Source organism: Plasticicumulans lactativorans, assembly GCF_004341245.1.
Classification (GTDB): Bacteria; Pseudomonadota; Gammaproteobacteria; order Competibacterales; family Competibacteraceae; genus Plasticicumulans_A; species Plasticicumulans_A lactativorans.
Genome location: NZ_SLWY01000012.1, coordinates 132,664 through 156,695, shown reverse-complemented (window position 1 = coordinate 156,695; position 24,032 = coordinate 132,664). Strand labels below are relative to the sequence as shown.

Annotated in this window: 4 protein-coding genes (1 of these 4 running past the window's edge); all 4 read left to right on the top strand. The window is 72.4% G+C overall.

All coding sequences use genetic code 11. The features are described from left to right. The first annotated feature begins 3 nt into the window (after positions 1-3). The gene (locus EV699_RS12090) at positions 4-2,151 is read left to right on the top strand and encodes a PqqD family peptide modification chaperone (RefSeq protein WP_165904119.1); all 2,148 of its coding nucleotides are present in this window, start codon (positions 4-6) and stop codon (positions 2,149-2,151) included. Next, positions 2,144-4,123, top strand: a complete 1,980-nt coding sequence (locus tag EV699_RS12085) for a preprotein translocase subunit SecA (RefSeq protein WP_132543023.1) — start codon at positions 2,144-2,146, stop codon at positions 4,121-4,123. Before EV699_RS12090 ends, EV699_RS12085 begins: the two co-directional genes overlap by 8 nt. Continuing rightward, positions 4,120-4,926, top strand: coding sequence for an efflux RND transporter periplasmic adaptor subunit (locus EV699_RS12080; protein WP_132543021.1), 807 nt, complete (start codon positions 4,120-4,122; stop codon positions 4,924-4,926). Before EV699_RS12085 ends, EV699_RS12080 begins: the two co-directional genes overlap by 4 nt. A 512-nt stretch (positions 4,927-5,438) precedes the next feature. After that, positions 5,439-24,032: the beginning of a CARDB domain-containing protein gene (locus tag EV699_RS12075; protein ID WP_165904118.1), read on the top strand. Its footprint extends 23,094 nt past the window's final position; 18,594 of the gene's 41,688 nt are visible here — the first part of the coding sequence; its start codon is at positions 5,439-5,441; the stop codon falls past the right edge of the window.

Below are 24,032 nucleotides of genomic sequence, written 5' to 3'. Positions count from 1 at the left end.
GCGATGACCCCGGGGCTGCTGTCGACCCACTGGTACCGCGTCGCCGGCCTGCGGCCGCGCCTGCGCGGGCACGTGCGCATCCACCGGCACGTCTACCGCGGCCAGGTCTGGTACGTCGTCGAAGACCGCGTGGCGGGCAAGTACTACCGCTTCAACCCGGCCTCGTATCGCGTGATCTGCCTGCTCGACGGCCGACGCGACATGGACACGGTGTGGGCGCGCCTCACCGAACAACTGGCGGATGACACCCCCGCGCAGGATGAGGTGGTCAATCTGCTGGGGCAGCTCCACACCGCCGACCTGATCCAGTGCGACGTCAACCCCGATGTCGCCGAGTTGTTCGAGCGCCGTGCCCGGCAGCGTCGGCGCCAGTTCATGAGCCGTTACCTGAACCCGATCGCGCTGCGCTTCCCGCTGTGGGACCCCGATGCCTTCATCGGCCGGCTGGTGCGTGGCCTGGGCTGTTGCGGCGGGGGGCGGGTGCTCTTCGTGTGGCTGGCCGTGGTGCTGCCGGCGTTGCTGCTGGTGCCGCCGTACTGGCCGGACCTGACCGAGAATTTCACCGAGCAGCTGCTCGCGTTCGATAACGTGCTGCTGATCGCGGTGGTGTTTCCGCTGGTGAAGGCCTTGCACGAGCTGGGACACGGGATCGCCGTCAAGGCCCGCGGCGGCGACGTGCACGAGATGGGCATCATGCTGCTCGCGTTCTTCCCGGTGCCCTACGTGGATGCGTCCGGCGCTTCGGCGTTCGTGAAGAAGGCGGACCGGATGCTGGTGGGCGCCGCGGGCATGCTCACCGAGCTGTTCATCGCCGCGCTGGCGTTCTACCTCTGGGTGCTGCTGGAGCCCGGTTTCGTCCGCTCGCTGACCTACAACGTGATCGTCCTGGCGAGTGTCACGACCGTCGCCTTCAACGCCAATCCCCTGCTGCGCTACGACGGCTATTACGTGCTCCTCGACGGCATCGAGATTCCCAACCTGGGAACCCGCTCCAACCAGTACTGGCGCCACCTGGCCGACCGCTACCTGTTCGGCATCCGCACGAGCGAGCCGCCACCCGCCACCGCGGGCGAACGGCGCTGGTTCCTCGGCTACGCGCCGCTGGCATTCGCCTACCGCATGTTCGTCGCGCTGTTCATCGCGCTGTTCGTCGCCGAGCAGTACTTCTTCGTCGGGGTCGTGCTGGCGCTGTGGGGGCTCGCCGCGAACCTCGCGCTGCCGCTCTACCGGGGCGCCGCGGCGCTGCTGCGCGATCCGCGCTACGCGCTGCGCGCCGGGCGGGTCCGCGCGGTGCTCGGGGCGGCGGGCGCGGGCGTGCTGCTGCTGCTCTTCGTGCTGCCCGTGCCCCATCACACCCATGCCGAGGGCGTCGTCTGGCTGCCCGAGCAGGCCATCCTGCGGGCGCAGGAAAGCGGTTTCGTCGAGCACGTGCTGGTCGACCCGGGCCAGACCCTGGCCCTGGGCGCGGCAGTGCTGGAGGCTGTCAATCCCACCCTCGCCGCCGACATCGCGGTTCAGGCGGCGAAGGTGGAAGAAGTGCACGTGCGCCGCGACGCGGCCTGGGGCGTCAACCCCGCGCGCGCGAGCCAGCTGGGCGAGGAACTGCGCCGCGAGCAGGCGGCGCTCGAGCGCCTGCAGGACGACGCACGCCGCCTGACCCTGTGTGCCGGAGCCCATGGCGTCCTGCTGCTGGAGCGGGCGCCCGACCTGCCCGGCCGCTTCCTGCGCAAGGGCGACGTGGTCGGCTATGTCGTCGGCGAGTACCTGCCACTGGCGCGCGTCGTGGTGCCGCAGGCCGAGGCTGACCAGGTGCGCCTGGCGACGCGCGCGGTCGACATCAAGCTGCCCCAGGACCTGGGCACCACCTGGCCGGCGCGGCTGATCCGCCAGGTACCCAAGGCTGCGCGGGACCTGCCGAGCCCGGTCCTGGGGCAGGGCGGGGGCGGCGAGATCATCGTCGATCCGCGCGATCAACGGCTCACCCGGACGCTCGAATCGCTGTTCGAGTTCGAACTCGAACTGCCCCGCACCGCGGCGGCCGGCTACATCGGCAGCCACGTGCACGTGCGCTTCGAACACCCCGCCGAGCCGATCGGGCAGCGCCTCTGGCGCTCGCTGCGACGGCTGTTCATGTCCCGCTTCCATGTCTAGCACCCCGATGGCTTTTCGCGCCGAACGCGCGCACGCGGTCTACCCGGAACGGCTCGACGCCGACGAATCCACCTGGGACGCCTGGGCGCGCGTGGCGGCCGCCCGGCTCTGGTATCGCCTGCGGCCCTTGCTCTTCCGGTCGAACCGCCTCGTCGCCGCGATCGACGCGCAGGCCGCCGACGTCGCCCGGCTGGACGATCAGGCACTGCAGCGCGAGCTCGCGCGGGGGGCGCGGACGGCGCTCACCGAGCCCCGCGCGATGGTGCGGGCGTTTGCCGTGGTCCGCGAAGCCGCGCAGCGGCGCCTGGGCCTGCGCCCGTTCGGCACCCAGTTGACGGGGGCAGCGGCACTGTTCGCCGGCAGGCTCGCGGAAATGCCTACCGGCGAGGGGAAGACGCTGACGGCCGCGCTCGCCGCGTGCGTGGCGGCGGCCGCCGGCGTGCCGGTCCACGTCGTCACGGTCAACGACTACCTGGCGCAGCGCGATGCCGCGTCGATGGGGCGGCTGTTCGGCTTCTTCGGCCTGAAGACCGGGGCCATCGTGTCGGGGATGAGCCTGGAGGCCCGCCGTGCCGCCTATGCCTGCGACATCACCTACTGCACCAACAAGGAACTGGTGTTCGACTACCTGAAGGATCGCGTCGCCGCCGGCGGGCGGACCAGTCTCGCGCAGCACAGGCTGCGCGCGCTGTGCCGCGGCCGGCAGCACGCCGGGCTGCTGCTGCGCGGCCTGCACTTCGCCATCGTCGACGAGGCCGACAGCGTCCTCATCGACGAGGCGCGCACGCCACTGATCCTGGCCGAGCAGGGTTCGAACCGCGACGATCCGGCGGTGTTCACGCGCGCGCTCGCCCTCGCTGCCGAACTCGAAGCCGGGCTGCACTTCGAGCTTTCGCCGGCCCAGCGCGTGCTGCAGCTGACGCCCGCCGGCCGGGCCGTGCTGGCCGAGCGCAGCCGCGGCCTCGGCGCCACCTGGGCGGTGGCCCGCAATCGCGAGCAACTGGTGGCGCAGGCGCTGCGGGCGCTGCACCTGTTCCATCGCGACCAGCAGTACCTGGTGGCGGACGGCAAGGTCCACATCGTCGACGAGTACACCGGCCGCGTCCTGCCCGGACGGACGTGGGAGCAGGGCCTGCACCAGATGATCGAGACCAAGGAAGGCTGCGCGCTGTCGGTGGCGACGCGCACCCAGGCCCGCATCACCTATCAGCGCTTCTTCCGCCGCTACCTGCATCTGGCCGGCATGACCGGCACTGCGCGCGAGGTGAAGGGCGAGATCCTCGCCGTCTACGGCCTGGACACGGTCAGCCTCCCGCCCCACAAGCCCTGCCGCCGCGTGTTCCTGCCCACGCTGTGCTGCGCCGACGAGGCCGGCAAGTGGCATCGCGTGGCGGCGCAGGTCACCGCCGTGCACGCGGCCGGCCGGCCGGTGCTGATCGGCACGCGCTCGGTCGAGGCCTCCGAACGCCTGTCCGCCGTGCTGGATGCGGCGGGGCTTGCGCACCGGGTCCTCAATGCGCGTCAGGACGCCGACGAGGCGGCGATCGTCGAACAGGCCGGACAGCCCGGTGCGATCACGGTCGCCACCAACATGGCGGGGCGGGGCACCGACATTCCGCTCGGGCCGGGGGTGGACGAGCTCGGCGGACTGCACGTCATCCTGACCGAGTACCATGACACCCCGCGGATCGACCGCCAGTTGCTCGGCCGCTGCGCCCGCCAGGGCAACCGCGGCAGCGTCCAGGCGGTCGTCGCGCTCGACGACGCGCTGTTCCGCACCCACGGTGGCGCACTCCTGCGCCTGCTGCGCCGGCTCTACCCGCACGGGCAACCGCCGCACTGGCTGCTGCTCGGCCTGCGGCGCCAGGCCCAGGGGGGCGCCGAGCGCATCCACCGCCGCGTGCGCCGCGACACCCTGAAGCAGGACCGCACACTCGACGCCAGCCTGGCGTTCGCCGGTAACGCGATATGACCCGACGCATCGTGCTGCTATGCCTGCTGACGGCGCTGCTGCCGGCCCATGCCGAGCCGGCGGTGCACGAATGCCTGATCGAACCGGCGCAGCGGCTGGAGATCCGCAGCCCCGTCGAGGCGCTGATCGATGCCGTCAACGTCGACCGCGGCAGCCGCGTCCGCAAGGGCGACGTGCTGCTGCAACTGAACAGCGACATCGAGCAGGCCGCGCTCGCCGCCGCGCGCTATCGCGCGGTGATGAAGGGCGCGATTCGCTCGGCGGAGACCCGCATCGCCTACTCGCGCGAGAAGCTGCGCCGCCTGGAGGAGATCCAGCGCCGGAAGTTCGCGTCCGCGCAGGAGCGCGACGACGTCCTCGCCGAACTGCACCTCGCCGAAGCCGAACTGCTCGAAGCCCAGGACGACCGCGAGCTGGCCGTGCTGGAAGGCCGCCGCCTCGCCGAAGTCGTCGCCCAGCGCTCGTTGCGCAGCCCGGTCGATGCCGTGGTGACCGAGCGGCTGCAGAATCCGGGCGAACTCGCGCAGACCGGCGACGGCGCGTCCGCCATCCTGCGGCTCGCCAAGATCGATGCGCTGCATGTGGAGGTCGTCCTGCCGGTCGCCCAGTACGGCAGCGTGCAGCTCGGCGCGGTGGCGACCGTCGAGCCCGAGTACCCGCAGCAGGGCCGCTACGAGGCCGTGGTGGCGATCGTCGACCCCGTCGTCGATTCCGCCAGCGGGACGTTCCGGGTCCGGCTGAACCTGCCCAATCCGGAACTCGGGATCACCGCCGGCGTGAAATGCCGGCTGCGCTTTCACTGAGCCGGCGGCGGGAAAGGCGGGACGAGCGGCGGCGTCCCGACCGCGCGCGGATCGACACGGCCTCCCGGCGCCGGACGCTCGTGTCATGGCTTTTTACACTCCGGCGGCAAATCACCCGCGGGCGGCGATGCATAGTTGAAAATTTTCAATTATTTGCTTTTCAGGGCTTGTTTTTTGCAATCGATTTCAGCTTGCCGGAGTCCGCCTCGTGCCGGACGGCCACGACGGTGGTCGGGGGGCCAGCGCCTGCGTCCCGTCTGCCGCAGCCGGGTCCGACCACGGGCACCCCTTGATGGGGCGTGGTCGAGGTAGACCGCGCGGCATCCCTGCGCCGGCGCCTGCCGCGGCGGACCCGATCCGGCGGAACCCGAAAGTCTGGTCGACAGGTGTCGATGGGCGACGATGCCGTCCGGTCGGCGCCGTCCTGTTCGTGGGGTGGGGCATGGAGTTCCGGGTTTGGACGCGGCGCGCGACGGGGCCCCGTGATACCGCAAGGGCCGCGAGGTAGCGCCATGGCCAGCCGCTCCCGACCGGGCACCTCTGATAGCCCCCGCGCCGCCCTCCCGGCGGAGCCTCCCGCCGCCACGCCGTTCCGGGCGTCGCTGCTGCAGCGTGTCGTCGCCCGGGTGCTGCGCCCTGCCACCGCGCCCGCGGCGACGCCCCGCCTGGTGTTCGAAACTATCGAGCCGCGCGTGCTGCTGTCGGCCGACCCCGTGGTGCCACGGGTCGATGCGCGCATCGACGTGCCGGGCGAGGTCGACCGCTACACGTTCACGCTGAAGGACGACGCCCGCATCGTCTTCGATTCGCTGACGCCGAGCAGCAGCCTGCGCTGGCAGCTCGACGGACCGGAAGGTGCCGTGGTCGCGCCGACCACGCTGCGCCTGTCGGACGCGGCCGACAACGCCTCGCTCGGTGCGATCGACCTCAAGGCGGGCGACTACCTGCTGTCGATCGATGGCAGCGGCGACGCGACCGGCGACTACAGCTTCCGCGTCCTCGATCTCGGCAGGGCGGGCGTCGTGACCCCCGGGGTCGCGATCGCCGGCACGCTCGACCCCGGCAACGAAACCGACGCCTGGAGCTTCAGTGCCGCGGCCGGCGAGCGTTTCTACTTCGACCGCACCGCGTCGGGCAGCGACACCTGGTGGCGCCTGATCGGGCCCGATGGCGAGCAGGTGTGGGGGCCGCAGTCGATGTCGACCGATGTCGACGCGACGACGCTGCCGCAGAGCGGCCCGTACACGCTGCTGATCGAAGGCCGCGTGACGCAGGCGGCGCAGCCGCCGGTGCCGTACGCGTTCACGGTCCACAAGGTCGTCGATACGGCGCAGCCGCTGTCGCTCGGCGGCACCGTCAGCGGCACGATCGACATGCCGGGCCAGGCGAAGGCCTACACCTTCGACGTCGCGAGCCGCACCCAGGCGGTGTTCGACTCGCTCGCGAACCGCAGCAACGTGCGCTGGTGGCTCGAAGGGCCACGCGGTGCGGTCGTCCCCGCCCACCTGGCGCGCGCGTTTTCGAACAGCGATTCGCGTGACTACGCCGGCTACGACGGCTACGACCCCACCCGCGGCGACCGCCAGGTGCTCGACCTCACGCCCGGCCATTACACGCTGCACGTCGAGGCCGACGGTGACGCCACCGGCCCCTACGCCTTCCGCCTGCTCGACCTGGCGAGCGCGCAGCCGATCGCGACCGATACGGTCGTCACCGACACGCTCGTGGCCGGCAACGAGACCCGGCTGTACCGCTTCGACGCCGCCGCCGGCGATCAGCTGCTGCTCGACGTCGTCTCGGCGCGGAACGCCGACACGCAGTGGCGGCTCGTCAATCCGTACGGCGATCAGGTCTTCTCGGACGTGTTCAGCACCGACCGCACGCTGACGATCGCGACCGGCGGGACCTACACGCTGCTGATCGAAGGCCGGCGCCAGTACTCGACGGCCAACGACGTCGCGTTCGCGGTGCGCCGGCAGGGCAACACGCCGCCGCCGACGCCCACCGGCACGGCCTACACGCTCGGCACGGTGGCGAGCGGCCAGCGCGGCACGGCGGCGCAGGTCGACCGCTACGTCTTCACCGTCGATGCGCCGACCCGCGTGGCGTTCGATGCCCGCAGCAACCACGACATGCTCTGGCAGCTGAGCGGCCCGCGCGGCACGCTGCAGCGCACCTTCACCCAGGACAGCCGCGACTGGAGCGGCAACGCCGCGATCGAGCTGCTGCCCGGGACCTACACGATGAGCGTCGGCGGCGCGACGCTCGGTGACTACGCGTTCAGCCTGCTCGACCTCGCGCAGGCGACGCCGATCGGCGTGTCGCAACCGGTCGAAGGCAGCCTGCAACCCGGGAATTCGACGCTCGCCTACGCCTTCGACGCGCAGGCCGGCCAGCGCTACTTCGTCGACCTGCTCGCGATCGCCAGCACCAACACGCAGTGGCGCCTGATCTCCCCCGACGGCGACCCGATCGCCTCGGCCGCGGTCGGCGACTTCGCCACCGGCCCGCTGCCGGGCAGCGGTCGCTACACGCTGCTGATCGAGGGGCGCAGCAGCGCGACGGCGGCCAACCCGTTCCGTTTCAACGTCGTGCCGGTGCAGGACACGACGACCGAGATCGCCCTCGGCGACAGCGTCGGCACCGGGGTGCGCAGCGTGGCCGGCGCACCGGCGCTGGGGGCGGGCGAGGCGCTGGCCTTCGATGCGCAGCGCGAGGTGGTCGTGGGCGACGCGGCGGCGACCAACCTGCGCAACGACGTCACCTTCGAGGCCTGGATCCGCCCCGAGCGCTTCGCGAACACCTGGATGCCGATCGTCGTGCGCGGCAGCGGGGTATCGCAGCAGCGCAGCTACTCGATGTGGCTGAACGACAACGGCTCGCTGTACTGGGACACGCGCGACGCGAGCGGCCTGCAGTCGGTGAGCAGCGCCGCCGGCAGCGTCGCGCTCGGTCGCTGGACGCACGTGGCCGGCGTGATCGACCGCAGCGGCGCGACGCCGCAGCTGCGCCTGTACATCGACGGTGCGCTCGCGGCGAGCGCCGCGCTGCGGGCCGCACCGGCGATCGACCTGCCGACCGCAGCGCTGCGCCTGGGCGCGACGCTCGAAACCAACGGTGCCTACGACCGCTTCGACGGCGCGATCGACGAGGCGCGGCTGTGGAACGTTGCCCGCAGCGGCGCGCAGATCGCCGCCACGCGCGACCAGGCGCTCGCCGGCGCGGCGCCGGCCGGGCTGGTGCTGCGGCTGCCGTTCGAGTCGGCCGACCCCGCGCACGATGCCGGCCCGAACGCGCTGCCGGTGGCGATCCACCACCTGTTCGAGAACACCGCCGGGGCGATCGCCGGCGTCCTCGACACGCCGGCGCAGATCGACCGCTACCGCTTCACCCTCGCCGAGCCCGGGCGCATCGCGGTCGATGCGCTGAACGACGCCTACGGCCGCGCGCGCTGGCGGCTCGACGGGCCCGAGGGGGCCGCGTTCGGCCCGAAGAACTTCAACGCGACCGATTCCACGGATGGCTTCACCGTGCTCGACCTCACGGCCGGCACCTGGACGCTGACGCTCGACTCTAGCGGCGGCGATGCCACCTCGGCGTACGCGCTGCGCCTCGTCGACCTCGACGCCGCGCCGCTGCTCACGCCGGGCACGGTGGTCGACGGCGTGCTCGGACCCGCCAGCGAAACCGCGGCCTACCGCTTCGCGGGCACGGCCGGCCAGCGTTACTTCTTCGACACGCAGGGCGCATCGGTCAACGATGGCCGCTACCGCCTGGTGCTGCCGAACGGCGATGCGCTGTGGTCCACCGGCCTGACATCCGACGTGGACGGGTTCACGCTGCCGGCCACCGGCCGCTACACGCTGCTGGTCGAAGGCCGGCGCACCGCGCAGCTGTCGAGCAACGCCTACCGCTTCAAGCTCGTGCCGGCGCTCGACCGCGTCGTCGACGTGGCCCTGGGCGAGACATACGGCACCGAGCCCGCGCTCGTGCCCGGGCGCCTGGGCAATGCATTGCCCGCGCGCGGCAGCGTGCAGGCGAGCGTCGCCTCCGGCGGCGCGACCGACCTGCGCGGCGACGTGACGGTCGAGGCCTGGATCAAGCCCGAGCACTTCAACGACACCTGGATGCCGATCGTCGTCAAGGCGACCGATGCCATCGCCAGCCGTACCTACTCGCTGTGGCTCAACGACGCCGGTTTCGTGCGCCTGAGCCTGGCCGATGCGAGCGGCAGCGAGCGCGTCGTCGACAGCGCCACGGGCGGCGTGCGGCTCGGCACCTGGGCCCACGTCGCCGGCGTGATCGACCGCAGCGGCGTCACCCCGCAGCTGCGCCTCTACGTCGACGGTGTGCTGCAGGGCAGCGTCGCGCTGCCGGCCTTTCCCGTCGCCGGCAACGCCGAGCCGATGCGCATCGGCGCGGCGGCCGACGGCAGCACGTTCGACGGGCTGATCGACGAGGTGCGGCTGTGGAACGTGGTGCGCAGCGGCGCGCAGATCGCAGCCAGCCGCGCTGCGGCGCTCGCCGGCGACGAGGCGGGGCTCGCGGTCTACCTGCCGTTCGAGACCCTCGACGGCGGTCAGTCGCCGAGCGGGCGGCCCGGCGGTCCCGCTGCCGAGGTCAGCAATGCGGTCGCCGTGCCCGGCACGCTCGCCGGCGTGCTGGCGACGCCGGGGCAGGCCGACACCTACCGTTTCACGCTCACCGGGCGGCGGCTGGTGGCGGCCGACAGCCTCGTCGCGAGCGACCTGACCTGGCGCCTCAGCGGGCCGGGCGGCCTGACGGTGACGAAGAGCTTCAACCTCACCGACTCGACTGACGGCAGCGCGCTGCTCGACCTGAAGCCCGGCGCTTACTCGCTGACGATCGACGCCGGCGGCGACGCCACCGGGGCGTACGCGCTGCGCCTGCTCGACCTGGCGCAGGCGCCCGAGCTGACCCCCGGCATGCCGGCGAGCGGCACGCTGGCCCCGGCCAGCCGCACCGACGCGTGGTCGTTCAGCGCCGCCGCCGGCGAGCGCTGGTTTTTCGACCTGCGCGCGGTCGGCATCAGCGACGGCCGCATCCGCATCGTTTCGCCGTACGGCGACGTGCTGCGCGAAGGCGCGATCCAGAACGACATCGACACCTTCGTCACGCCGGCCGCCGGCCGCTACACGGTGCTGGTCGAGGGCCGCCGCACCGCGACCGGGCTGCGCAACCCGTACACGTTCACGCTGCACCGTGCGGCCGACGTCGAGCGCCCGCTGGTGCTCGGCCAGGCGCAGCCGATCGCGCCGCAGTGGCCGGCGGCGCCCGGCGGCACGGCGCTGCGCATCGGCGACCACTTCTGGGCCGAAAGCCCGCTCGACGCCGCGCTCGACCCGCGCCGTAGCGTGACGCTCGAAGCGACGATCAGCGTCGACCGCTTCGCGGACAGCTACATGCCGGTGCTCTACAAGGGCGCCGGTAGCGGTGCGCTCGGCGCGCAGCGCAGCTACGCGCTGTTCGTGACCAGCAGCGGCCAGCTCGCGCTGTCGACCAGCGACGGCAGCGAGCAGGTGCTGTTCAGCGCGAGCGGCCTGATCAAGGTCGGCGTCACCGCGCGTGTCGCGGCGACGATCGACCGCAACGTCGGCGTGATGCGCCTGTACGTCGACAGCGCCGAGGTCGCCTCCGGTGCGGTACGCAGGACCGACATGGTCTCGCACGCGACGGCGCTCGGCATCGGCCACAGCGACGAGCCGAATACCCAGAGCTCGAACTTCGCCGGCACGATCGACGACGTGCGGGTGTGGAACATCGCGCGCAGCGCCGCCGAGATCGCCGCGGCGGGCAGCCAGCCGCCCGCCGCGAATGCACCGGGGCTGGTGCTCGCCTACCGCTTCGACGAGGGCGGTGGCACCGCGCTCGCCGACGCCGGCCCGCTGCACCTCGACGGCCACGTCGTCGATGCCTACGCCGCGCTGCCGGACGCGGTGGCGGGGCGCATCGAAACCCCCGGCCAGCGCGTGGTCTACGGCCTCGACCTCGCCGACACGCGGCGCGTGGTGTTCGATGCGCTGAGCGATGCGCCGTTCACCTGGACGCTCGCCGGGCCGCGCGGCACGCTGGTGGCGAACCGCTCGTTCCAGTCCAGCGACTCGCAGGACCTGCCCGGTTTCGACGGCTATTCGGCCGACCCCGCGCGTATCGACCGCGTGATCCACACGCTCGGCCCCGGCCACTACACGCTGACGGTCGATGCCGCCGGCGACCGCACCGGCGACTTCGGCTTCCGTCTGCTCGACCTCGCCGCGGCGACGCCGATCACGCCCGGCGACACGATCCAGGCCACGCTGCCCTGGGGCGCCGCGACCCACGCCTACCGCTTCGACCTCGCCGCCGGCGACCGGCTCGCCTTCGACGCGCTCGGCGCCGACCAGACCGACATGCGCTGGCGCCTCGTCGCGCCGGGCGGCGAGCAGCTCTTCGGCGCCTCGTTCGCGAACGACGTGGCCGAGCGCACCTACCTGCAGGCCGGCACCTACACGCTGCTGGTCGAGGGCCGGCGCTACAGCCAGGGGCCCAACGGCTATTCGTTCCGCGTGCTGCCGCGCGGCAACACGCCGGCCGACACGGTGCAGGCTTTCAGCGACGAATTCGACGGCCTGCCGCTCGACCCCGCGTGGCAGCCGGGGCGCGGGCCGACCACGCTGACCGCCGCCGGCGAACCGGCGTATGCCTTCGAGACGCTCGCCGGCACCGGCGTGCTGCGCCTGCGCAACACGCTGGCACCGGCGCAGGTCAGGGCCTTCGTGTCGGGTTTCGTCGCCCCGTCGCAGGCATTCAGCTACGAGGCGCGCTTCAACACGCTGACGCAGGCGGCCAACGTCGCCTGGAACGAGCTGCTCGGCCTCTACGTGGCCGATGTGTCCGACCCCGGCCGCTGGGCCGCTGCGGCGCTGCGCAGCAACCCGAGTGGCGGGAGCCGCGAGTTCCTCAGCGACGGCCGCCCGTCGGGGGGAGCCGCGGCGACGGCGTTCGCCTTCGCCGACAACACCTGGTACCGGCTGCGCATCGAAGGCTCGCCCACCAGCAGCATCCGCGCGGTGCTGCTCGACGACGACGGCCACGAGCTGGCGGCGCGCGCCTTCGGCTATGGCACCGACGGCTTCGCCTACGGCCTGCGCGTCGGCTTCTACCAGGCCGCGAGCAGCGGCAGCCTGACCGCGAAGACCGATGTCGCGATCGACTGGGTGCACCTGCAGACGACGCCCGCCGCGTCGATACCGCTCGCGCTCGACACGCTGGTGTCGGGCAACCGCACGAGCAGTGCGCAGCGTGACCTGTACACCTTCACGATCGCGCAGCCGACGCGCGCCGTGATGGACACGCGCACCGACAACGGCAGGCTCGACTGGACGCTGATCGACGACGTGCGCGGCACGATCGCGACGCGCAGCTTCCAGGAGCGCTCGACCGACGCCGCCGGCAACCCGGTGGTCGAACTCGCGCCCGGCCGCTACACGCTGCGCGTCGACGGCGACACTACCGGCGCCTACGCGTTCCGCCTGCTCGACCTCGCCGGCGCGTCGCCGCTCACGCCCGGCACGCCGGTCACGGCAACGCTCGCGCCGGGCAACTCGACGCAGGCCTGGCGCTTCGTCGCCGCGGCCGGCGAGCACCTGTACTTCGACAGCCAGGCCGCCACCAGCAGCGATGCGACCTGGCGCCTGATCTCGCCGGACGGCGACCTGCTGTGGACCGCCGGCATCGCGAACGACGTCGACACGCCGGCGATGCCGGTCGCCGGCCGCTACACGCTGCTGCTCGAAGGCCGGCGCGACCAGGCCGCCACGACCAACGCGCTGCGCTTCAACGTGCAGCGGGTCAGCGACGTGGCGGCCACGCTGGTGCTCGGCGATCGCATCGACGGTGCGCTCACCCAGACCGGGCAGGCCGCGCTGTACACGTTCGAGCTCGCCGCGCCGCGCTACGTGCGCTTCGACAGCCTGACCGACAGCGCGCTGAGGTGGTCGCTCACCGGCCCGCGCGGGCAGCTCGTCGCGCCGACCGCGCTGCGCTCGGCCGACGCGAACGACGGTGGCAGCAGCGACCTGCTGGAGCTCGCCGCCGGCCACTACACGCTGGCGATCGACGCCGTTGGCGACCGCACCGGGCCTTACGCGTTCCGGCTCTTCGACGTGGCCGCGGCGACGCCGCTCACGCCCGGCACGGCGCAGACCGGCGTGCTGAGTCCGGGCAGCGAGACCGACTTCTACCGCTTCACCGCTGCCGCCGGCGACCGCTACTACCTCGACGGCCAGGCCGCGACGACGAACGAGGGCCAGTGGATCCTCTACGGCCCCTACGGCAACCGGCTGTGGGACGCCGCGATCGGCAGCGACGTCGACGTGTTCACGCTCGCCGACGCCGGCACCTACACGCTGGCGATCGAGGGGCGGCGCACGGTGACGGCGCCCAACACCTACCGCTTCAACCTGCAGCCGCTGTCGCAGACGGCACCGGTACGCCTGACCGCCCTCGAAGGCGTGCCGGGACCCGACCTCACACCGCTCGGGCTGCAGGTCAGCGCGGCCGGCGGCCCGATCGAGTCGGGTGCGCACCTGACGGTGCGCTGGTTCGACCGCAACGCCGGCGACCTGCCGACCGCCACCGCGTGGCAGGACCGCCTCGTCGTGTCGCGCGTCGACACCGGCGAGATCCTGCTCTCGCGCCTGCTGCCGTACGACGCGGCCACGGCCGGCCCGCTCGCGCCCGGCACGCAGGTCGAGCGCAGCGTCGGGATCGACCTGCCCGACGGCGCGCGCGGCGCCGGCGCGCTGCGCTTTTCGCTCAGCGCCGACGTCGACAACACGGTCGTCGAGCAGAACGGCAGCGGCAACGCCGAGGCCAACAACGTCGTCACCAGCGTCGTCACCTCGGCGCTCGCGCGCTATGCCGACCTGCTGCCGGCCGGGCTGACCGTGACCCCACCCACCGGCTGGCTGCCGGGGCAGCCGGTCAGCGTGAGCTGGCGCACCGACAATGCCGGCGACAAGGCCGCCGGCGGCGCCTGGCACGAGACGCTGGTGGTGCGCAACCTGTCGAACAACCAGCTCGTGCACGTCGAGACCGTGGTGCACGACGCGAGCGAGCTCGCTCCCCAGGCCGGCGTGGAGCGCAGCGTCGGCTTCGACTGGCCGGCGGGCAGCGCGACGCAGGGTCTGTTCCGCTTCGAGGTGAGCGTCGACGACGGCGGGCTCGTCTTCGAGTCGAACGCGCAGGGCAGCGGAGAGAGCAACAACACCGCGACGCTGGCGATCGCCTCCGCGCCCGATCTGCAGGTGCGCGGCCTCGCGCTGCTCGGCGGCGCCGAGGCCGGCAAGCCGGTCACGGTGCGCTGGCAGGACTTCAACGCCGGTTCCACGCCGGTCGCGAGCGGTTTCAGCGACCGCATCACGGTGGTCAACGGCGCGACCGGCGAGGTGCTGGTCAACGCCGCGCAGCTCTACGACGCCGCGGTGTCGGGCGCGATCGGCCCGCAGCAGTCGCGCGACCGCCTCTACACCTTCAGGCTGCCCGACGGCGCGCGCGGCGCGGGCACGCTCGTCGTCACCGTGACCGCCGATGCGAACGCGAGCGGCACCGGCTCGGTGATCGAGGCGATCGACGGCGGCAACGCCGAAGCCAACAACAGCGCGAGCCTGACATTCACGTCGAACGCGGTCGCCTACCCGAACCTGCAGGTGGTGGCGCTCGACGCACCCGCGAGCGGCCGCGGCGGCACGCCGGTGACGGTGAGCTGGACGGTGAAGAACGACAGCGACGCGGCCGCCGCCGGCAACTGGGTCGACCGCCTCGTGCTCTCGGTCAACGGCAGCTTCGGCGATGGCGACGACCTGCTCAGCGTCAACGTGCCGCACGCCGGCCCGCTCGCAGGCCACGCGAGCTACACCGCGAGCGCGACCGTGACGCTGCCGCTCGGTCGCAACGGCACGCTGCGGTGGATCGTGCGCAGCGACGTCGGCCAGGCGCTGCTGGAACCCGACACGCGCGCCGACAACACCTCGGCGCCGCGCGCGATCACGCTCACGGCGCCGTACACCGACCTCGCGGTCGAGGTCGTCACCGCCCCGACGACGGCGCTGTCGGGCGCGCCGGTCGAGGTCGCCTGGCGCGTGCGCAACGCCGGCGACACGCCGGCCAGCGGCAGCTGGAAGGACCGCGTCGTGCTGTCGCAGGACGACGTGTACGACGCCGGCGACCTCGTGCTCGGCACGGTGACGGTCAGCGGCCCGGTGGCGGCCGGCAGCACCTATACGCAGCAGCAGCGCTTCACGCTGCCGGTCGCGCTGAGCGGGACGTGGCGCGTGCTGGTGCGGAGCGACGTCGACGGCGTGCTGTTCGACGGCGGGCGCAGCGCCGACAACGTCGGCGCCAGCCTCGAACGGCTGACGGTCACGCCGGCACCGGCGCCGGACCTGCAGGCGCTGGCCGTCGCCGGCCCGCCGGTCGGCCTCGCCGGTGGCCCGGCGCGGGTGACCTGGCGCGTCACCAACGCCGGCGAGGCGGATGCCAGCGGCAGCTGGACCGACCGCGTCTACCTGTCGGCCGACGGCCAGCTCAGTGGCGCGACACTGCTCGGCTCGCGGACCCACGGCGGCGGGCTCGCGGCCGGCGCGAGCTACGACGAGGGTCTCGACTTCACGGTGCCGGCGATCGCCGACGCCGAGATGCGGCTCGTCGTCGTGACCGACGGCGGCAACCAGGTCTACGAGGCGGCGCGCGAGGCGAACAACACCGCGGTCGCGGCGGCCGCGCTCGCGCTGCGCCACGTCGACCTGCAGGCCGGCCCGGTCGGCGCGCCGGCGACGGCGGCATCGGCCGACCCGATCACGGTGACCTTCGACGTCACCCAGGGCGGCACCGCCACGCTGGACGGCCGCTGGACCGACCGCCTGTACCTGTCGCGCGACGCCATCCTCGACAGCGGCGACCGCCTGCTCGGCGCGCAGAGCGTCACGCGGACGCTGGCGCCGGGGGCAGCCTATCGCTCGACCTTCACGGTCACGGTGCCGATCGACGCCGAAGGCGCCTGGCGGCTGATCGCCGTCAGCGACGCCGCCGACGTGGTCAGGGAGCCCGGCCACGAGAGTGACAACCAGGGCGTCGCGCCGCTCGCGGTGACGCTGACGCCGTACGCCGATCTGGTGGTCTCGAACGTCACCGCGCCGACGCGGCTGATCGCCGACCCGGCGCGCGTGACCGTCGGCTGGACCGTCACCAACGCCGGCACCGGCCCGGGCCTGACGTCGAGCTGGACCGACACCGTCGTGCTGTCGGCGAACGCCGTCTACGGCGACAGCGACGACATCGTGCTCGGCAGCTTCCGCCACGACGGCGGGCTCGCCGACGGTGCCGTGTACAGCCGCACCGAGACGATGTTCGCGCCGCCCGCCAAGAGCGGCCGCTTCAACGTCTACGTGCGCAGCGACAGTGGCGCGCAGGTGTTCGAGAACGGCCACGAGAGCGACAACACGGGGGCCGCGCCGGCGCCGCTGGACCTGATGCCGTACCCGTACGCCGACCTCACGGTGCACGGGCTGACGCTGCCGGCGACGGCGGACTCGGGCGGCACGCTCGAGGTGACGTGGGCGGTGAAGAACGAGGGCATCGGCCGCACCGACCTCGAACGCTGGAGCGACACGGTCGTGCTGGCGCACGACGCCGCCGGGTTCGACGTGATCAAGACCGTCGGCTTCGAGCACATCGGCGTGCTCGAGGTCGGCGGCGGCTACCAGCGCACCGGCAACGTGAGCCTGCCCGACGACCTGGAAGGGCCGGTGTACGTGACGGTGCGCACCGGCGGCCCGTTCGAGCTCGTGTTCGACGACGACAACAGCGTGAGCGGCGGCCCGGTGCAGGTGAGCCGCTCGCCGACGCCGGACCTGAAGGTGACGTCGATCAGCGGCCCGGCCGAGGCCCGCGAGGGCGACACCATCGACGTGACCTGGAGCGTGCTGAACGACGGCCAGGCGCGCGCCGCCGGTAGCTGGACCGACACCGTCACGCTGATCAAGCCCGGCCTGGACCCCGCCGACCCGGCGACGCCGCGGCCGATCACGCTCGGTGCGTTCACCTACAGCGCCGGCCTCGGCGCAGGGCTTGCGTACACCCGCACCGAGCGCTTCAAGCTGCCCGCGCGCAGCGAAGGCGGCTGGCAGCTCGCGGTGAGCACCGACGTCGGCAACACGGTGTACGAGGGTGCGACCGAGCCGGCCAACAACACCACGCTCGACGACCAGGTGCTGCTGCTGTCGCTGCTGCCGCGCCCCGACCTGCAGGTGCAGGCGATCGTCGCGCCCGACCGCGTGACGGCCGGGGCGACCGCCGGGGTCGGCTTCACGGTCGTCAACCGCGGCCCGGCCACGGCGTCGGGCCACTGGACCGATCGGGTCTACCTGTCGCTCGACAACCAGGCCGGCGCCGACGACATCCTGCTCGGCAGCCTCGACAACGGCAGCGCGCTCGCCAAGGACGCCGCCTACACCTCGGGGCCGAAGAGCTTCGTGATCCCGGAGCGCTTCCGCGGGCAGGGCTACTTCCTCGTCATCGCCGATGCCGGCAACGCGGTCGACGAGTACCCGCAGGCCAGCGAGCAGAACAACGTCATCGCGCGCGCGGTCACGGTCGATCCGCAGCCGCTGTCGGATCTGGTCACCGGCGGCGTCGTCGCACCGACGCAGGGTGTGTATGGCGCCGAGATCAGCGTGCGCTACACGGTGACCAACAAGGGCTCGGCCCCCACCAACCGCAGCGGCTGGTCCGACACGCTGTGGCTCACGCGCGATGCGACGCGGCCGAGCCCGGGGCCGCGCTCGGTGCTGTCGGAGGACGGCTCGCCGATCCAGATCCCCGGCAATTCGGCGGTGCTGCTCGGCACCTTCGCGCACAGCGGCGTGCTGGCGGTCGGCGACCGCTACCAGCAGGAGGTGAAGGTCCGCATCCCGGCGCAGATCGCCTCGGGCACCTACTACATCACGCCGTGGTCGGATGCCTACGACGCGGTGTTCGAGGACACGCTGGCCGTCAACGTCAACCCGGACGACCCGAACGAGCTCGACAGCAACAACTACAAGGCGCGCGCGATCGACATCATCGGCACGCCGGTGCCGCCGCTGCCCGACCTGCAGGTGACCGACGTGCAGACCAGCGCGGCGCCGGGTGCGCCGGGTTCGGTCGATGCGCCGTTCAGCGTGACCTGGACGGTGCAGAACCTCGCCGAAGGCAAGGCCGCCGGCCCGTGGACCGATACCGTGCTGCTGCACGACCTGCCGGACATCCGCGCGCAGGGCGTACACATCTGGGAACTCGGTACCTTCGACCGCCCGAACGACCTCGAGTCGCGCGCCGGCTACACGGTGACCAAGCGCTTCGACCTCTCGCCGGCGGCGCGCGGCCTGTACGTGACGGTGCTGGCCGACACCGACCCGCTGCGCACGATCGCCGAGAGCAACGAGACCAACAACGGCCGCACGGTCGCGGCCGAGGTGGTGGCGCGACCGGCCAACCTGACGGTGACCGGCGTCAGCGCGCCGGCGCAGAACTTCTCCGGCGAGAAGACCACCATCACCTGGAGCGTGCGCAACGACGGCGCCGCGGTATGGGGCGGCACGCGCTTCTGGACCGACGCGGTGTTCATCTCGCCCGACCCGGTGTTCAACCCGAACAGCGGGCGCACGCGCCTGCTCGGCACGCAGACCCACGCCGCCGGCGACGGCCTCGCCCACGGTGCGGGCTACACCGCCTCGGCCGAGGTGACGCTGCCGGCCGGCTTCGACGGGCCGTACTACGTCTACGTGCTCACCGACCACTCGCCAACCGCGGGCTACGGTGCCCCGGAACCGGTCAGCGGCGACAACTCGCGTTCGCGCGCGAGCTACGGCGCCAGCGTCTACGAGGATGCCGCGACGGCCGACAACCTCGGCCGTGGCGACATCGACGTGACCTACCGCGAGCCGAACCTGACCATCACCGACCTGGTGCTCCCGCCCGGCCCGCTGCTGTCGGGGTCGACGGTCACAGTCGACTTCAAGGTGAAGAATGCGGGCACGCGTGCGACACGCGAGTGGATCTGGAGCGACCGGCCGTACCTGTCGAAGGACCCCTCGCTCGACCCGAACGACCTGCAGCTCGCGAGCTTCCTGCGCTACGGTCCGCTCGACGCCCAGGCCGAATACCCGCGCTCGGCCACGTTCCAGCTCCCCGGCGATGCCGAGGGGCCGTTCTACCTGATCGCCTTCACCGACTCGAACGTCGTCGGCAACGAGCGCAGCGGCCAGGCGGCGACGGTCGGCCTGGGCCAGGTGCAGCTGCAGCCCGATGCGGTGCCCGAGTTCCGCGACGAGGGCGACAACATCACCGTGGTGCCGATCCAGGTGACGCGCGCGCCCGCCGCGGACCTGCGCGTCACCGCGGTCGAGCCGGGTGCGGCGGCCTACGTGCGCGGCCAGTCGATCGACTTCAGCTACACGGTGAGCAACCTCGGCGGTGCGGCGACGCCGGGCGGCAACACGCGCTGGCGCGACCGCATCTACCTGTCGGCCGATCCGCTGTTCGACCCCCGGGCCGACCGCTACCTCGGCGAGATCGAGCACGCCGGCGCGGTCGCCGCCAACGGCGGCCATTACAGCGTCGATGCGACGCTGAAGCTGCCGCGTGATCTCGTCGGCAACTACTACCTGTTCGTCGAGACCGACCCGGTGCTGGGTGCGAACCAGCCGCGCGGCCAGGTGTTCGAGGCCGGCAACGAGGGCAACAACGCCACGGCCTCCGCCGACCCGATCCGCATCGAGCTGCCGCCGCCGTCGGACCTGGTGGTCACCGACATCACGCTGCCCGCGGCCGGGACCACCGGCGCGGCGCTGAACGTCACCTACACGGTCACCAACACCCACGGCATCGACGCCGCCGGCGCCTGGACCGATGCCATCTACCTGTCGGCGGACGGCCAGTGGGGGCTCGACGACGTGCTGCTGAAGAAGGTGCAGCACGGCGGCGGCCTCGCGGTGGGCGCGAGCTACACCACGCCGTTCACGGCGACGATCCCGCCGGCTCGGGCCGGCAACTACCGCCTGATCGTGCGCACCGACATCTATGACGAGGTGCCGGAAGCGGTCGACGAACGCAACAACACCAAGGTCAGCGCCGGCACGCTGGCGCTCAGCGTGCCCGAACTCACGCCCGGCGTGCCGCTGCCGACGACGCTGTCGCCCGGCGAGCAGCGCCTGTACCGGATCACCATCGGCGCCAACGAGACGCTGCGCTTCACGCTCGATGCCGCCGACGACACGAGCGCCAACGAGCTCTACGTACGCTACGGCGACGTCGCCACGCCGTCGGCGTTCACGGTCACCTCCACCGAGGTGCTGTCGGCCGACCCGAGCGCGACCATCGCGTCGACGCAGGCCGGCGACTACTACGTGCTGATCCAGGGCCGCGCGGGCAGCCAGAACAACGCGCCGGTCACGCTGACCGCGCGCGCGCTGCCGTTCCAGGTGACCGACATCGCGGTCGACCAGGGCGGCGACAGCCGCTGGGTCACCGCGACGATCACCGGCGCGCGCTTCAAGGACGGGGCGCTGGTCAAGCTGGTGCGGCCGGGCATCGCCGAGATCGAGCCGACCGTCTACCGGGTGATCGACGCAACGAAGATCATCGCGACCTTCGACCTGCGCAACGCCCCGCACGGCCTCTACGACGTCGCGGTGACCAACCCCGACGGCGCGCTGGCGACGCTGCCGTACCGCTACCTGATCGAGACCGCGCTGCCGATCGACGTGACGATCGGCCTCGGCGGGCCGCGCGTGGTGCCGGCGGGGCAGAGCGCGATCTACGGCGTCTCGCTGCAGAGCCTGACCAACGTCGACACGCCGTACGTGTACTTCAACGTCGGCACCACCGAGCTCGGCGACAACGCCAAGGTGTTCGGGCTGCCGTACGTGAGCTTCAACTCCGACATCCGCGGCAAGCCCGACAACGGCCGGCGCAGCGACGTCGCCTGGGCGAGCCTGAACAGCGAGGTCAACACCGGCGGTTACCTGCTCGCGCCCGGCTACGCGTTCGACGTCGCCGCCGGCGGCTACGTCGGCATGAGCTTCAGCGTGACGACCTACCCGGGGCTGAAGGCGCTGTACGACCGCGACTTCGAGGCCTACAAGCGCGCGCTCTACGACGCGCCCCCCGACCTCGCCAAACAGGACGTGCTGAAGGACGGCCTCGCCTCGCTCGGCAGCGAGCTGGCGGCGTACTTCTCGAACCCGAACAAGAAGCTGAACGACGACTGCGTCGACCTGTTCATGCCCTTCCTGTTCAACGTGAACGCCTCGGCGACGCCGCTCACGCGCACCGAGTTCGTGATGCTGCAGACGCAGGAGGCGCTGCGCCTGCGCGAGGCGATCCTCGCCGACCCGAGCGCCAACGCCGCGCTGGTGAACCTCGCCGCGGCGAGCGGGCGCTGGGTCGATGCCTACCTCGGCGCGCTCGAGGAGAGCGGCCTGCTGCGCAGCGAGGAGCAGGCGCCGCCGATCCGCACCGACCCCAAGGTCGTCAGCCTGCTGGGCGTGCTCGCGAGCGGCGTGCTGGTGGGGCCGGCCGGGCACGAGATCCAGAGCCCGTCGAGCCTGACGGCCTTCTTCGAGCAGGTGCACCGCTGGTACGGCGACCAGCCGCGCACGCTCGCACCGCTGTTCGGCTACGACGTGCGCGAGAGCGACGATTGCGGCGAGTACGGCATCCCGGTGCCCAAGGTGCCGGCGCCGGCCGACTTCGACCTGCACCTGTCGCACCCGACCTACTTCCAGGCCGTCAACGTGTTCTCGCCCGGTCGCGGCGCCGGCGCCGAGCTGACGGTGGACCCCGGCTTCTCGTCGCTCGCGTCGAGCAACACGCTGACCGCGCTCGACCTGCAGGCGCTGTTCGACCGCATCGCGCAGACCACCGAGGGGGCGTCGATCAGCGGGCCGGCGGGGCAGGGCGAGCGCCAGTTCGTGCCAGCCGCGACCGCGCTGCCGTACACGATCCGCTTCAGCAACCCGGCGCTCGCCACCGCCGCCGCCAACGAGGTGCAGGTCGTCACGACGCTCGACGACAGCCTCGCGCTGCGCTCGTTCCGGCTCGGCGACATCAAGCTCGGCGGCATCGACATCGCGCTGCCGAAGGACCGCGCGAACTACCAGGGCGACATCGACCTGAAGAACGCGCTCGGCTTCGTCGTGCGCATCAGCGCCGGCATCGACCCGACCACGCGCACGGTGCGCTGGGTGCTGCAGGCGATCGACCCCGAGACCGGCGAGGTGCTCCAGGACGCGACGCGCGGCCTGCTGCCGCCCGACAACAGCCAGGGCCGCGGCGCCGGCTTCGTCAGCTACACGGTGCAGGCCGCCTTCGGCGCCGCGAGCGGTGAGGAGATCACGGCCAGCGCGCGCGTGCTGTTCGACAACCAGGCGGCGCTCGACACGCCGACGATCACCAGCACGCTCGACGCGCAGGCGCCGCTGACGACGCTCACCGCGGCGCCGGTGGCGCCCGGCAGCAGCGACTACGCCGTGCAGTGGCAGGCGAGCGACGAGCCCGCCGGTTCCGGCGTGCGCCATACCACCGTCTACGTGCGCGCCGATGACGGCGAGTGGACGATCTGGCTGCGCCAGACCACCGACACGCAGGCGGTCTACCAGGGCGAGGCCGGCCACCGCTACCACTTCCTCGCGCTGTCGACCGACAACGCCGGCAACCGCGAGCAGCCGCCGAGCGCCGGCGTGCCCGACGACGGCACGCAGGTCGACGTCGGCGGCACGCCGGGCGTCGGGCGCACCACGCAGGACGTCGGCGAGCCGCCGGCGCCGGGCAACGCCACCTCGACCAACCCGCTGTTCACGCAGGCCGAGGCGGGGCTACCGGCGGCGGCGCCTGACCGTCCGTCGGCGTTCGCGACGGTGCTCGCGCCGTTCTCGGGCGAGGTGTTCGGCACCGGCGTCACGCAGAGCTTCTCGGGCATCGGCCCGCTCGCGCTCGCCGAGCGGCCGGACGGCACCTTCATCGTCTCGGGCGGCGGCAACCGCGGCGCGCTGTACCTGTTCGACCAGGACGGCGGCCGCGTGCTGCAGCCCGCGGTGCAGCTCGACACGCCGGTGTACGACTTCGCCTGGGATGCCAACGGCGGCCTGTGGGCCACCTCGGGCGGCGGCCAGTTGCTCGAACTCGACCCGGGCACGCTGGCGATCCTCAACCGCTACGGCGACGGGCTGACGCAGTCGCTCGCCTTCGACGCCGCGAGCGGCACCTTCTACGTCTCGTCGGGCGACGGCATCGAACGCTTCGACCCGGCCACGCGCAGCTTCCGCCACTTCAGCAACGTGCGCGTCGACGACCTCGCGGTGGCGCCCGACGGCACGCTGTGGGGCAGCGCCTGGCCGCGGCGCGGCGACGTGCTGACGTTCGACGCCCAGGGCCGTGCGCAGGTCGAGGTGCGGCTGGCGAGCGCGGCCGATTCGCTCGCCTTCGGCCGCGCCGGCACGCCGCTCGCAGGGCTGCTGTTCGTGTCCAGCCGCATCCCGTCGGGCTCGGCGGCGCTCGCCGACCTGACGATGATCGACCTGCTGACCCTGCGCAGCGTCCGGGTCGCGCAGGGCGGACCGAGCGCCGAGCAGCTGCTGGCGACGGGCGACGGCCGGCTGCTGGTGGCCAACGGCGCGCAGGTCGACGTGATCGCGCCGCTGGTCGCGCCGTCGGTGCTGCGCACTGACCCGGTGGCCGGCAGCATCGTCGCGCTGCCGCTCGCCAGCATCACCGTCACCTTCGACCGCGACATGCGCCGCGGCGACCCGACCGCGCCCGATTCGGTGCTGAACCCGGCCAACTACGTGCTGACCGATTCGGGTGGCCGCCAGGTGCACTACACCGCGGTCGACTACGACCCGGCGACGCGCACGACGACGCTGCGCTTCGATGCGCCGCAACCCGAGCAGTACACGCTGGTGGTCGACAAGCGCATCCGCTCGAGCGGCGGGCTCGAACTGACCGCTGCGTACACGCTCGACTTCACCGCGGTGCAGGACTTCTCCGCGCTGGTCGACGTGCAGTTC